Genomic DNA, 13,028 nt, shown 5'->3' with positions numbered 1-13,028 from the left:
AATTACTCTGGAATAATGATCTGTTTTTTTTGTGTGATTACATTATAAAAAAGAAAAGCCGAAATCTCTTTCTCTTCTTTTTTTTGGGGACTCTTTTTTATAACTAAAGCGAGTGTATTTTTTTTGGTATTGTACAATATTCTTTCAAACCAGAAGTTATCTGGTATCACGGACGTAAGGTCTCCACCTAAGGGATCATAAACATATAGTTTTGGTTTATCTCTATTGTTTAAAAATCCGTCTTTATTCGTATCTTCTGTCATTGCTATTATAATAAGACGATTTCCTATATCAATAGAATCAAATTTAGCCTCATCTGAATTGATCTTGTTGTTTTTCTTTTTAAAGTTTCCCGAAAAATAATCCCAGATATACACTTTTTTTTGGAATAATTTTGTGTTTTCCCCAGTATTCAAATTTATAAAAGTCAGATTTTTCGCATGGTGAAGTGTTTCTTCCGGTCCAAACCCACCGGATTCTTTTACAAGACCGGTAGGGTAGATCAAAAAATTTTGCCATATAATTTGTGAGAATGACCCGGGGTCGTCTTTCCATTCGATTGATGTTTCTTCGGTTGCAATTTCTTCGTCTTTTAGTTCGATTCCTTTATCGAAAAAAAACCAGCTCTTGGAAAGTGTAAAAGTAAGAATTGCTAAAATCGAAAGCAGTACGATTACTACTGTGAGTCTAATCTTTTCCACTCTGAAATCCTGAGACTACTCCAATTACTTCCTTGAATTCTTCGTCTTTCATGTATGGGAATAAGGGAAGATTTAAAACTGTGGAAGAAATTTCTTGTGCATTTTTCCCTCCGAATCTGGCTTTTAAGAATTCTTTTGCACCCGGTTGATCACTCATAGCTCCTGGATAAATATTTCCGAATCCGATTCCTTTTTCTTTCAATAGAGCTTCTAATTTTGTCCGTTTTTCATTTGGGAAAAGAGTCACATTGCAATATCCATTTTCTTCAAAATCAGTGGGAGGAAGAATCCTATTCACCCCAAGTTTAGAAAGTTCATCGTGATATTTTTTTGCGATACTTTTTCTTGAGGCAAGTCTTTCTGGAAATCTTTTTAGAGATAGATTTAGGAATGCTGCTTGCAGGGAATCCATTCTGGAATTCCAACCGACAGCACCATGACCATAGTGAGAAGTTCTTCCGTGATTGGCTAAAATTCTAACCTTTTCTGAAAGTGCACTATCGTTTGTGAATACTGCTCCCGCATCTCCCGCAGCCCCAAGAACTTTTGCTGGATAAAAAGAAGTAGTAGAGATTACCGCATTTTTGTAAATTTCTTCTCCCTTGTATTTCACGCCAAAACATTGTGCCCCGTCTTCTATCAGTATAATATTTTTTTTCTTACAGAATTCTCTATAGTCGTTTAGTCTTTCCGATCCCCATCCGTACAGGTGAACTAAAATGGCAGCTTTGGGTTTTACTTCATTTGCGGCTTTTTCAAAGTCACTAAAATTCATTTGCAGGTCTTTCATGTCAGTGTCAACTGTGTAAGGGTCTGCACTGCAATTTACGACTGCTTCATAAGTTGCCCAGAAAGTAGAATCGGGCAGTAACACCTTGTCTCCTCTTCCAACGCCTACAGCTCGTAAGGCGAGCTGGATAGCATCAGTTCCGTTTGCACAAGAAATTGTATGCTTGACTTCGCAATAATCGGATAGATTTTTTTCCAAGTTGGTAACTTCTTCTCCACCGATGAAACCGGCTTTCGCGCTCAAGTTTTTTACTTTTTCGTTCCACTCTTCTAAAAATCCGCTCTCAAATCTTTTTATATCTATAAATGGGACACCCATATTATTTTCCTTTTTTGTTTAGTTTATTTTGTATTTTAATTTCACCAAATAATATTTTTATGATTTCAGAATATTTTGTGACCGGAAAAAAATGAACTCTATTTTTTATGTAGTTTGGAATTTCTGACAGGTTCGGCTCGTTGTCTTTCGGATAGATAATTTTATGTACCCCAGCTCTCTTTGCGGCTATGATTTTTTCGCGAAGCCCCCCGATGGGTAAAACTTCACCAGTAAGGGTAAGCTCTCCCGTCATGGCGTAACCGGGTCGTATTGCTTTCCCTAAAATTAGAGAAAGAATTGCGGTCGCCATAGTAATTCCGGCACTGGGTCCGTCTTTTGGAGTTGAACCATCTGGAACGTGGATATGGATTTTTTTGTCTTTGAAAAGTGAGTCATCTCCGAGTAAACTTTGGATATAGCTATAAGCAATAGTCGCAGACTCATTCATGGTTTCGCCTAACTTCCCTGTTACGAGTAAGCCTTCCTTACCCGAAATAAAAATAGCTTCGATTAAAAGTGTTGCTCCACCGATAGGAGTGTAGGCAAGACCGAGTGCAGTCCCGGGTAGTTTTGGCGTTGTCATTCTGTCATCGGTAAAAATGGGGATTCCAAGATAATCTTTTAAGTCCTTTTCCGTGATTGTGGTTTTGAAAGACTCGCCGGTTACGGTTTTGTACGCAATTTTACGCACAATTTTATTGGTCATTTTTTCGAGTCCTCTAAGGCCTGATTCTCTAGAATAAGAGTTGATTAGAGAGATTATTGCTTTTGTATCAAATTGGATTTTTTTATTTTTCAATCCACTTTTTTCTAATTCTTTTTTCCATAGATACTTTCTGAAAATTTCAACTTTTTCTTCGGTGATATACCCGGAAAGGCGTATAACGTCCATCCTGTCTAAAAGCACTCTGGGGATTGTGTCTAGATTGTTTGCAGTTGCAACAAACAATACTCTTGAAATATCGAATGGTAAATCTAAATAGTGATCTCTAAAAGACGAATTTTGTTCCGGGTCTAAAACTTCCAATAGTGCAGAAGCCGGGTCTCCTTGGCCGGTGGATAGCTTGTCTATCTCATCCAAGATAATTACAGGGTCTTTCTCTTTCAGTATCCTAAGTGCTTGGATGATTTTTCCCGGCATAGATCCGATGTAGGTTCTTCTGTGTCCTTTGATCTCTGCCTCGTCTCTCATCCCTCCGAGAGAAATTCGATAAAATTTTCTATGGAGAGACTCTGAAATAGATTTAGCAATGGAAGTTTTCCCTACACCGGGGGGACCTACAAGGCAAAGTATAGAGCCTTTGCTATTTGGGTTTAGTTTTTTCACTGCCAAAGATTCTAAGATTCTATCTTTTACATCATCTAATTTATAGTGGTCTCTATTTAAGATTTTTTTTGTTAATTGTAGGTCGATTTTTCTTTCAGGAGGATTTTCCCAAGGCAAGGAATTTAATAGGTCTAAGTAATTCCGACTAACATTCGTTTCTGCCGAGTTCATGTCTCCTGTGTAAAATTTTGTAATTTCTCTTGCAACTTCTTCTACTACTTGCTCATCCACATTTGCTTTTTTCAATCTTTCTAAGAGCGAATCGTATTTTTTTTCAGATTTTCCATCACCCACCCCAAGCTCATTTTGAATCGCTTTCAATTGCTCTCGAAGAAAAAATTGTCTTTGTTGTTTATCAATTTTTTCACTGATCTGACCTTGTATTTTTTTTTGAAGGCTGATTAGTTCGATTTCTTTAATTAGAAATAAAATCACCATTTCAAGCCTATCCTGAATATCGGTGGACTCTATAATTTCTTGGTAGTTTTGTTTTTCTAAATTTAGAATAGATGCAACGAAGTCTGCCATTTTTCCCGGCTCATCCATGTTTACTAAAGTGAGTTTCATTTCTTCTGTAAATAGAGGATTATTTTTTGCTAACTCTTTTGTAAGAATAAGTAGAGATCGCATGAGAGCTTTTGTTGTAGTTTTATTTGCGCTATTAATTTCTTTCGGATATTTTACTTTTGCGATTAAGTGGGGAGAATTGGATAGGATAGTTTCAATTTGAAATCTCGCAATCGTATTTGTAAGGATATTGATTCCTCCCTCAGGAAGGTTTACCTTTTTGAAAATTTTAGCTACCGTCCCAGATTGAAAAATATTTTCTACAGGGTCTTTTGTGCTTTTATCGTCTTTCAGAAGCACAAGACCAATATACCCGTTTGATTTTAAAACTTCTTCAATAGAATTTGTAAATTTGCCGGGCGGAATAAGAAGTGGGGTGATAATTCCGGGAAAAATAGGTCTGGACTTAATCGGAAGTAAAAATAAATCCGGTGGAAGTGCGTCCTCCAAAGGAAGGATTTGATTTTCCGTTGTATTTTTTCTCTCCCTTTTTGCCATAAGTATGAAAAATTTCTCTTTACGACTAAGATTTATATTCTATGTTTTACCTCAATGAAAAATAAATTGAAAATCCTTCTCTTTTTGTCTCTTTTTGGAAATGTTTTGTTTCTTGCTTACCAAATTCCTTATATTCAGATTAAGATGCGATTTTTACTTTTTGGAGCCTTAGGCTTTTCCGTGCCTAAAAATGTTCCTTACGTGAAAAAAAATGTACTAGTGACAGAGTTTTATCCGATTTCGATGCTTGAAATGAAAGACATACGATTAAAAAATTTGCCAACTTATCCTGTCTTTGAAATGCACGGTCATCTCGGTTTTCCATTTCAAAAAAATCCAGAAGAAGTTACGAAATTAATGGATGAGTTGAAAATTGTAAAGATGATAAATCTAAGTTTTAAAACAGGTGAGGAATTTCAAAAAATAAAAAGCTCATATAATGACCCAAGGATAATTCATTTCAGCACATTCAATTGGAAAAGAATAGATGAAAGAGAAAACTTTATCCCGCTAATGTTGGATGATTTAAAAAAAGATATTTCAGTCGGATCCAAGGGGATTAAACTTTGGAAAAATTTTGGTCTAATGCTAAAAAAAAGAAATGGTGAAAGACTGAAAATGAACGACTCGATTTTAGATCCATTATTTCAAGAGTGCGCAAAACACAATCTACCGATTTTTATTCATACAGTTGACCCAAAAAGTTTTTTTTCTCCGATTGACGAAAAAAATGAAAGATACGACGAGCTTGTTCGTCGTCCAGAATGGTCTTTTGCTTCCAATGAATACCCTTCTTTTGATGAAGTATTGCAAGAAAGAGATGAGTTATTTGGAAGACATCCAAATGTAAAATTTGTAGCCTTACATTTTGCGGAGTATTCTCACAATTTACAAAAAGCAGATAAATTATTAACGTCTAATAAAAATGTCTATATAGATATTTCTGCAAGGATTGATGAATTGGGAAGACAACCCTATAGTGCAAAAAAATTTTTTGAGAAGTTTCAAGACAGGATTTTTTTTGGTACAGACGGCCCTCCGGATAGAGGGAAGTACGAAATCTATTCTAGATTTTTAGAAACGAAAGATGAGTATTTTGATTATTACCCTTTCAATAAACCGAGAAAAGGTTTGTGGAAGATTTACGGATTGGGACTTAGCCCTGAAGTTTTAAAAAAAATTTATTACGAAAATGCAAATACATTTTTTGGAAAAATAGGAGTAGAATATGGCAAATGAATTTCAATTAGTTGTGATTGGTGGTGGGCCCGGAGGTTATGTGGCAGCGATCCGGGCTTCTCAGCTTGGATTAAAAACCGCAGTAGTAGAAATGGAAAAAATGGGTGGAATTTGTTTGAATTGGGGTTGTATTCCAACAAAAGCACTTTTGCAAAGCGCTCATCTTTTAGACGAATTGAATAAGGCAGGAGAGTTTGGAATCATTTCTGAAAAAGGGAAACCAGACTTTCCTAAAATTATTGAGCGTTCAAGAAAAGTTGCAGACCAGATGGCAAAGGGGGTAGAGTTCTTGATGAAGAAAAATTCAGTCACTCAAGTTTTTGGTAAAGCGGTTTTTAAAGATAAAAATACTATTTCAGTTTTCAAAGACGATAAAGAAGAAGAATTAGTTTCTGATTATTTTATAGTAGCTACGGGTGCTCGGTCAAAAGAACTCCCTATTTTACCATTCGATCAAGAAAAAATACTTTCGAGTAAAGAAGCAATGACTGAAAAAGAAATCCCAAAAACTCTGGGAATTATTGGTGCAGGTGCGATTGGAGTAGAGTTTGCTGACTTTTATTCTTCCATGGGCTCTAAGGTGCATATCGTAGAGTACTTAGACCATCTATTACCAAACGAAGACGAAGAAATCAGTAAAATCTTAGAAAGGTCATTCAAAAAAAAAGGAATCGAATTCTATCTCAGTACAGGAATTACGGGTGGAGAGAAAAAAAAGGATAGAATAGTTTTAAAACTAAAAGAAAAGTTAGAAAACGGTAAATCTTTTGACTTAGAAGTGGATAAGGTTATTGTAGGGGTTGGTCTTACACCGAATACAAATGGGATCCGATTAGAAGAAATAGGAATCCACTTAACAAATGGTTTTATTTCTGTAAATGAGCGTTATGCGACATCGGTTTCTAATATTTATGCTATTGGAGATTGTACAGGCCACCCTTTACTTGCACACGTTGCATCTATGGAAGGAGTGAGGGCATCAGAAGCTATTTCTATTCAAAATGGAAATCCACACAAATTACAGTTTTTGCCGATTAATTATGAGTATATACCCGGTTGCACTTATTGCCATCCCGAAGTAGCTTCTGTTGGAATGACTGAAAAAAAAGCGAAAGAGTCTGGCTTGAATTTTAAAATAGGTAGATTTCCATTTACTGCAAGTGGTCGTGCTCAGGCAACAGGAGACACTACTGGCATGATTAAATTAATTTCCGGAGAGAAAGGAGAAATCTTGGGTGCTCATATAATTGGTCCAAATGCAACTGAGCTAATTTCCGAATATGTCGTGTCTTCTGTTTCAGAGCTTAGAGTTGAGGATATTGGAAACACAATCCACGCTCATCCGACTCTTTCAGAAGGGCTAATGGAGGCTGCGTTAGACTCTATGGGAGAGGCAATAAATATTTAAGGGTTGGCGAATTTTTTTTCGTATCATCAAGTCTTCGATCAATCTCTGCTTTATAGGCATTCTCTACTTCAGGGAATAATTCGTTTTCTTCTCCAATAAATTCATCTTAGACTGCGACCACAACCTTATGTCTTCCGAGTTTTACTTCTCTCGGAAAATATAGCACAAACTTACGCTGAAGATTTACACTCGCTGGGTTTAACTCAATGTCCAAACTATGTGTGTGATTCTTTTGATTTCGCATTAGAGAAAATTTTGTCTTATAAAAAATCATGGTAAGCATTTAATCAAATAAATTAAAGTTCAGACATTTTCCCCCTCCACAATTTTAATTTCTTCTGGGGTGAGATTGTAAGATTTGCAAATGATTGCATTGATTTGTTTATCAATAAATTCTAATTTCTTTATTATTATACTGCTTGCAAATTATAGTCAATGCTAGCACGTTTGTCAGTGGTTACTACTACTTTGCTCAAAATCTGTTCGTAAATAGTTCCAAGGATTTCAATAGGAATTACTTTAAAGTTATAATGAGAATTTTCCGGTTGTAGGTCTTTTAAAACTTCCAGTAAGACTTTATTGACGACTTTAACAGAGTCTAATTCTGGACATTTTATAAGTATGCTTCCGTTATAGGTTTTATCTAACTTTTGAAAAATGCCTTTGTATTCATCATAAACAGTGTAGGCAGAAGAATCTTCTGTCCCTACGGATTTTTCTTTTCTGTTTTGGATTTTATTTACAAGACTATGAATAATGTCTTCTTCGATTTCTCTATCAGATAAAACTTTGATAAAAACAAATTTTTTGTTAGTGTCAAAACCTTTGTTTACAAGTTCAGTCCACCAAGATGAAGTTTCAAAGTTTACAGGAACGAAATGCAAATTGTCGGGAACATTGTAGCCGTTTTGAATTAATTTTTCTTCTGTTCAAGCCAACGTATCGGGTAGATCAATTTCATAAATGTCAACTTGCGAACTGATTTCTGTATTTCGTTGAGCGAAACTGTCAAATCCTGCATCAAGGAAAACGTATTGTTTTATTCCGTTCGCAATTTCTATTTTTGCAACATCTTCAACAAATCGAGCACGAGCAACAATATGAGAAACCTAACGGGATTTGATGTAATTTCAGCGAAATGATTTTTTCTGTGAAAGCCCTTTCCAAAAAGAAATAAAGGGAGATATATAGATATGAAAACGAAAACAAAAAGAAAAACTAAAGTTTTGCAAATACCTGAATACAAAAAAAAGAAATCTGCAAAAGGTGGGATAAGTGCCTCTGAATTTAAGAAAGAAATTCCTTTGTCGGAAAAGGAGATAAATATATTACTTGGAAGCAAATGAGATTATTCTTGATGAAGATTTCAACTTCTCTATTTCAGTATGCAGCCCTCTGATTTGGATCCCCACATTATTGCACGAAAGGTGAACAATTGGTATAAAACATGCACTTTACTAAAAAGAGTGGAGTTCCCACATTTTCACACGAAAAGTGAAAAATCTGCACTAAAAGCGTAAACTCAAAATATTTATCTAAAAAGAAAATCTAATTGAAAAAAAATTCCACCTCCACTATTTCTGACCTCAGACATCAGGCATCTGTCCTCCGAATTGGAGTTCCCACATTATTATACGAAGGGTTTATGATGATAGTGGATCTTATCAAATTTTTAAATCTAAAATAAAACCGGGCTTAGATGTAAATTGAGTTTGGACAAGATCTAAAGACTGGTTTTGGGTTTTATCAAGAGATTCTTTTAGCATTTCTTGAGAGTTTTCGATTTGAGTTTTTATTTTAAGATTAGAAAGTTCAATTTCTAACTTCTGCTTTTTTTCTTTTAGTTCTTTTTTTCTTTGCTCATCTTTTTTATCATAAATATTTTTTGGTTCAGGTTCTGTATAATAGTTTTTATTTTCTAAAAGATTTATTTCTGAATTAATATATTCTATCCTGTATAATAATTTTTTTTCTTCACTGGCTATTTTTTCTTTTTCAGGTTTTAATTCTAAATTATTTTTATTATCTTTTTGGTTATCTTCATTTTGTGCATTTGTTTCAGAAACGTTTGGCTTTTTTTCATTGGATCTTATTTTTGAGGTTGCGGTTGTTTTCCCACTTACAGCAACCAACTTCCCATCCCTAAATTCAAAATCAATTTTCATGTCGATGCTACGAATTTCAGCATTATCTCTGATTGCTTCATTTTTAAATTCAGCAATGTGATCTAATTCATGGCTAATAACATGTAATACAGACATTGATGCAGGAGAACTTTCAAGTTGTCCGTGTCCAATATATCCAATCGACTCGTTAGAATTATTACTTTTTTGGATTTTCATTTTTTTTAAACATTGAAAAATTTTTACAATAATTCATTTCGTTTTATTTCATATCATAAAAATTATTCTTTTATATTGGATAGACTATTTATCAGAGTATGAATTTCATCTAAAAATTCTAACAAGTTGGATAAATTCTCTATTGCAGATGCTTGCTCGCTTGCTTGACTTGAAATTTTTGTCACTGCTTGAGTTGTTTCATTCACTGCGGTTTCTTGCTCAGTGGTAGCAGTTTGGATTCCAGATGCTTGTTCACTGATTTTGTGAATAGATGTGTTGATTTGATTTTTATTTTTTTCAAATGAATTTAGAGATTCATTTTCAGTTTTTCTAATCTTCTCCATTTGCATAAAGTCAGACACAATAGTATTGAAAATCTCAGTTACGCTTTTCACTGATTCGTTTCCAAGTTTTACTTTATCTAATGAAAGTTTTACATTCTCAGTAATGTTTTTAGTTTGATTGGAAGATTTTTGTGCAAGTTTTCCTATTTCGTCCGCAACCACTGCAAATCCCTTTCCTGCTTCTCCTGCTCTTGCTGCTTCAATTGCTGCATTTAAAGATAATAGATTGATTTGATAAGCAATTTCTTTCATTACCAAAACAACTTTAGATATTTCATCCGAAGATTTTTTGATCTCATTCATTGAATTTCCCGACTCATTCATCACAGAAATTCCTCGGTCTATGATCGGATTGAGTTTGGCAAGAATCTCTTCGTTTTCTATAATTACTTTTTTTAAGTCACTAAATCTTGAGTCCATTTCTTTATTCAATTTGCTGGCTTCCACGCTAAGCTCTTTCTGCTTTTCTGTGGATGAACTGATACTTCTGGAAGCAGCTGCAATTTCTTCCATAGCCGCAGAAGTTTCTTCTGCTATTGAAGCCTGCTCCATTGTTGAATTTCTAAAAGTTTCAATTGTATCTTTAATTTTTATTTGAATTTCTGAAAGAGTGTTGCCTGATTCATGTAGTTTATCTATGATCTCTTTATTTTGGTTAAGGCTCGTATTAGCTATACTTTCATTTTCAATCGACTTAATTAGGTGTTTACTCGCAACAGAGGAAACTAAATAGGAAATATAAATTGTTCCTAAGTAAAAAAGATCGGTATTTATAATATTGCGTATCGGAATCTCTGTGGGGTCAGTTCCACTTTCCTTTCCTACAAGTTTTATGTTTCCAAACTGAAATGCTATTATTTCAAATACAATTTGTGATAAAGCCAAAAATATTCCATTCCCGATTGCAAATTTTATATTGAAGCGAAGAGGAGTCATGGTTATAAAAATAAATAGAATAGAGAATAAAACTTTTTCCTTAATTGAATATGCAGCTCCATTTGCGTTAATAAAAATAGGAATAACTCTAACGGAGGTAATTAAAAGAGCATCTATAAAAGCTGAAAAATATATAAAATAAATCGTGATTGATTTTTTTTTAATTAATACAATGGATAAGATTGTAGCAAAAATATAAATTGTGGTAGAGATTGTATATGTATATACAAAAGACGCAGGTTGTGAAAATGATGCTAAGACAGCAGCGACTATGAAAAGTACACACAGGGCAATTCTAACCCTGTTTACAAGAGTCTCTCCGAGAAAAATTGTATCTTTGAGTATTTCAGAATTGGTCATAAGAATAGCTTACTATTTGTATCGGTTTTGGGAGCTATAAAATTGATGAATGATGTATTGTAAAAAGATTTTTTAGGCAATTTCTATAAAATTTTTAAAAAAATATATCTGATTGCGTAAAAAACCAATGAAAAGAATCATTCTTCAAAAGAAATTTCGCTGATACACGAGCTGGTTTTTGAATTTCCTGTAATTTTTCCACGAACACCCAATATAAAAATATTTTCTGGAAAATGATTTGTTTCTTGGATAGAAATATCTTTTGCAATAGGTATTTTTTGGTCTAAAGAATCTGAGAAATCGACATCAATCTCTTTTAGGGATTTTTCTTTTGGCAATCGAAGTTCTTTATCTACATTGATTGCTTCTTTCTTAAAAATAGTAATTCGCAAGTTTTCGGGTTTCGTGATTTTTTTCTTTACATCCTCACACGCAAGAATTTTCAGGTACTTGTAGTTTTTCCTATGATAACCATTTTCAAAGAAATGCGTTAGACGTAACTCTATTTCAAAATCCGAATTTTTAGCGTCTCTTTCTTTGATCCAATGAGTGTTCGTTTTTCCGTCAGCTATAAATTGAATCTTTGACTGAGGGTTTAGCTTGTAAGATTCCGTAAAATCAGTTGCAAAAAAAGGAGGGTTGATATCGTACTCGGTTATTTTTGTCTCGCTATAAATAATTACATATAGATTGATAAAAAAAAGAGCTATTGGAATTGTAAGCGATGCTACCCTCAAATGATAATCTCATAAGGAATATTTTTTTCCCGAAAGCCTTGATTTTTTCCTTTTTGTTTTGCAGTGTATAGAGCCTGATCTGCTTTTTGAGTAAGTTCAACTGAATTCTGATAAACCGGATAACTAGACAGACCAAAACTAAATGTTGCCGTAAAATCTTTAATGTTCGTCTCATGAATTACTTTTGAAAAATTATCTCGAATAGAATCCAATACTCTAAAAGCAGTTGCCGGGTTTGTATTTACCATGATAACTGTAAATTCTTCACCACCATATCTGCCGACTATATCAGTTCTTCTTAGTCTTTGACGAAGAAGCCTTGACAAGCTTTTTATAACCTTATCACCATTCAGGTGTCCATAAGTGTCATTGATCGATTTAAAATTGTCTATGTCGATCATAGCAAGTGTCATGGGAGATGATTGCCTCTTGGCGCGTGCGATTTCTATGTCTAAACTTTCTTTAATCTGGGTATGATTGATGAGTCCCGTCAGACTATCACGGATCATAAAGGAGCGTAATATCCTTGCTCTTTCGGCTCTGATTCGAATCGACGAAATAATAAATTCAGGCGGAACTGTTTTGGAAAAGAAATCATCTGCACCTTTTTTGAGTGCTTCAATTTGCCTCATTTTATCTTCTTCTGAAGAAAGATAAACTATAGGTATCCCGACATAAGCGTCTTGTTGGCGTAATACGGATGCCAATTCTATACCGTTGCACCCCTCCATGTATAAATCTAAAAGTATAAGGTCTGGACGAAAATCAACAATAGTATGAACTACCTGAAATGGGTCTGTAACAATGGTAGTCACCATCCCGGCTTTTTGAAGTAACATAGAGTAAAACGAAGCTGTAGGTAAACTATCTTCAATTACCATCACTCTATAAGGATCCGGAATCGGACGAATGGTCAATTTATCAATTGTATCTATCAGTTTACCAATTTCGAGTGGCTTGGAAAAAAAAGCATCCCCACCGGAACGAACTGCTTGCAGTCTTGTGTTTATATCTGAAAAGGAAGAAATAAAAATTATCGGGATAGGGAATGTATGTAAATTTTTGATAAGAAGGATTTCATCTTTCTTTTCTTCATTAATATCTGTTATAAGCATTTCCATAATTATAACAGATGGTGTATATTTTTGAACTTCGGTTTTCATATCTTTTAGGTTTTTAATACTTTTGACTATATAACCATAGAAAGAAATTTGCGATTTCATGTCTTCTTCCAACTTAGGCTCTGAGATCATCAGAAAGACTGTTTTCTCGGTAGAAGTATCGATTATTTGAGAGAGGTATTTTTCTGTTTCTAATTTATTTGTTTTATCTTGCATAGCATCGCTTTGACCCGGAAGCTCTTCTGTAAGAATTTTTATATCATCTTTATTGATTTCAAATTTTTTCATTTTTCTCCTAGTAACTTGAATTATTTTAAATTAGACCTTTTTATCGAATTTT

Annotated in this window: 12 protein-coding genes; 3 read left to right on the top strand and 9 right to left on the bottom strand. The window is 34.1% G+C overall.

The genetic code is table 11. The features are described from left to right. Positions 1-2 precede the first annotated feature (2 nt). From HS129_08940 to lon, 3 genes are read right to left on the bottom strand one after another with little or no spacing between them, the layout of a single operon-like run. Positions 3-701, bottom strand: a complete 699-nt coding sequence (locus tag HS129_08940) for a hypothetical protein (GenBank protein MBE7412169.1) — start codon at positions 699-701, stop codon at positions 3-5. Continuing rightward, positions 688-1,809, bottom strand: coding sequence for a DegT/DnrJ/EryC1/StrS family aminotransferase (locus HS129_08935; GenBank protein MBE7412168.1), 1,122 nt, complete (start codon positions 1,807-1,809; stop codon positions 688-690). Before HS129_08935 ends, HS129_08940 begins: the two co-directional genes overlap by 14 nt. A gap of 1 nt (position 1,810) precedes the next feature. Beyond that, positions 1,811-4,201: an endopeptidase La gene (lon, locus tag HS129_08930; protein MBE7412167.1), complete on the bottom strand. Its 2,391-nt coding sequence runs from the start codon at positions 4,199-4,201 to the stop codon at positions 1,811-1,813. Between the two features lie 66 nt (positions 4,202-4,267). Here lon and HS129_08925 point away from each other — a divergent pair, with 66 nt between their 5' ends. After that, positions 4,268-5,440 (top strand): amidohydrolase family protein, encoded by a 1,173-nt coding sequence (locus HS129_08925; GenBank protein MBE7412166.1) that lies wholly within the window; start codon positions 4,268-4,270, stop codon positions 5,438-5,440. Then, positions 5,430-6,848: a dihydrolipoyl dehydrogenase gene (gene lpdA, locus HS129_08920; protein ID MBE7412165.1), complete on the top strand. Its 1,419-nt coding sequence runs from the start codon at positions 5,430-5,432 to the stop codon at positions 6,846-6,848. The genes HS129_08925 and lpdA overlap by 11 nt, the downstream gene beginning before the upstream one ends. A gap of 410 nt (positions 6,849-7,258) precedes the next feature. Here the strand turns inward: lpdA and HS129_08915 are convergent, their stop codons facing one another. Together HS129_08915 and HS129_08910 are read right to left on the bottom strand one after the other, a co-directional pair. Next, entirely contained in the window at positions 7,259-7,732 is a 474-nt protein-coding gene (locus HS129_08915) for a hypothetical protein (GenBank protein MBE7412164.1), read from the bottom strand. Positions 7,733-7,777: 45 nt separating this feature from the next. Then, positions 7,778-7,948 (bottom strand): class I SAM-dependent methyltransferase, encoded by a 171-nt coding sequence (locus tag HS129_08910; protein ID MBE7412163.1) that lies wholly within the window; start codon positions 7,946-7,948, stop codon positions 7,778-7,780. A gap of 93 nt (positions 7,949-8,041) precedes the next feature. On the opposite strand from HS129_08910, the gene HS129_08905 reads away from it, so the two are divergent. Beyond that, positions 8,042-8,194, top strand: coding sequence for a hypothetical protein (locus HS129_08905; GenBank protein MBE7412162.1), 153 nt, complete (start codon positions 8,042-8,044; stop codon positions 8,192-8,194). Positions 8,195-8,512: 318 nt separating this feature from the next. On the opposite strand, the gene HS129_08900 is transcribed toward HS129_08905, so the two are convergent. The 4 genes from HS129_08900 to HS129_08885 all read right to left on the bottom strand — a co-directional run bounded on the left by HS129_08900 (position 8,513) and on the right by HS129_08885 (position 12,976). Continuing rightward, positions 8,513-9,190: a hypothetical protein gene (locus HS129_08900; protein ID MBE7412161.1), complete on the bottom strand. Its 678-nt coding sequence runs from the start codon at positions 9,188-9,190 to the stop codon at positions 8,513-8,515. A 62-nt stretch (positions 9,191-9,252) separates the two neighbouring features. Continuing rightward, a complete protein-coding gene (locus HS129_08895) occupies positions 9,253-10,830 on the bottom strand; it encodes a hypothetical protein (GenBank protein MBE7412160.1) in 1,578 nt (525 codons plus the stop codon). 137 nt (positions 10,831-10,967) lie between these two features. After that, positions 10,968-11,567: a hypothetical protein gene (locus HS129_08890; protein MBE7412159.1), complete on the bottom strand. Its 600-nt coding sequence runs from the start codon at positions 11,565-11,567 to the stop codon at positions 10,968-10,970. Continuing rightward, positions 11,564-12,976 carry a diguanylate cyclase gene (locus tag HS129_08885; GenBank protein ID MBE7412158.1) on the bottom strand — a complete coding sequence of 471 codons (1,413 nt, stop codon included), beginning with the start codon at positions 12,974-12,976 and terminating at the stop codon, positions 11,564-11,566. The genes HS129_08890 and HS129_08885 overlap by 4 nt, the downstream gene beginning before the upstream one ends. Positions 12,977-13,028: the final 52 nt, after the last annotated feature.

The sequence above is a fragment of the Leptospiraceae bacterium genome, from assembly GCA_015075105.1.
In the GTDB taxonomy this organism is placed as follows: domain Bacteria; phylum Spirochaetota; class Leptospiria; order Leptospirales; family Leptospiraceae; genus JABWCC01.
The sequence above is the reverse complement of the archived record's forward strand: the minus strand, read 5'-3'. Positions and strand labels throughout refer to the sequence as shown.

Bases quoted from the DNA above. Each gene is read 5' to 3' on its own strand.
- HS129_08935 (MBE7412168.1), bottom strand. From the start codon at position 1,809: ATGGGTGTCCCATTTATAGATATAAAAAGATTTGAGAGCGGATTTTTA.
- lon (MBE7412167.1), bottom strand. From the start codon at position 4,201: ATGGCAAAAAGGGAGAGAAAAAATACAACGGAAAATCAAATCCTTCCT.
- lpdA (MBE7412165.1), top strand. From the start codon at position 5,430: ATGGCAAATGAATTTCAATTAGTTGTGATTGGTGGTGGGCCCGGAGGT.
- HS129_08905 (MBE7412162.1), top strand. From the start codon at position 8,042: ATGAAAACGAAAACAAAAAGAAAAACTAAAGTTTTGCAAATACCTGAA.
- HS129_08900 (MBE7412161.1), bottom strand. From the start codon at position 9,190: ATGAAAATCCAAAAAAGTAATAATTCTAACGAGTCGATTGGATATATT.
- HS129_08895 (MBE7412160.1), bottom strand. From the start codon at position 10,830: ATGACCAATTCTGAAATACTCAAAGATACAATTTTTCTCGGAGAGACT.
- HS129_08885 (MBE7412158.1), bottom strand. From the start codon at position 12,976: ATGAAAAAATTTGAAATCAATAAAGATGATATAAAAATTCTTACAGAA.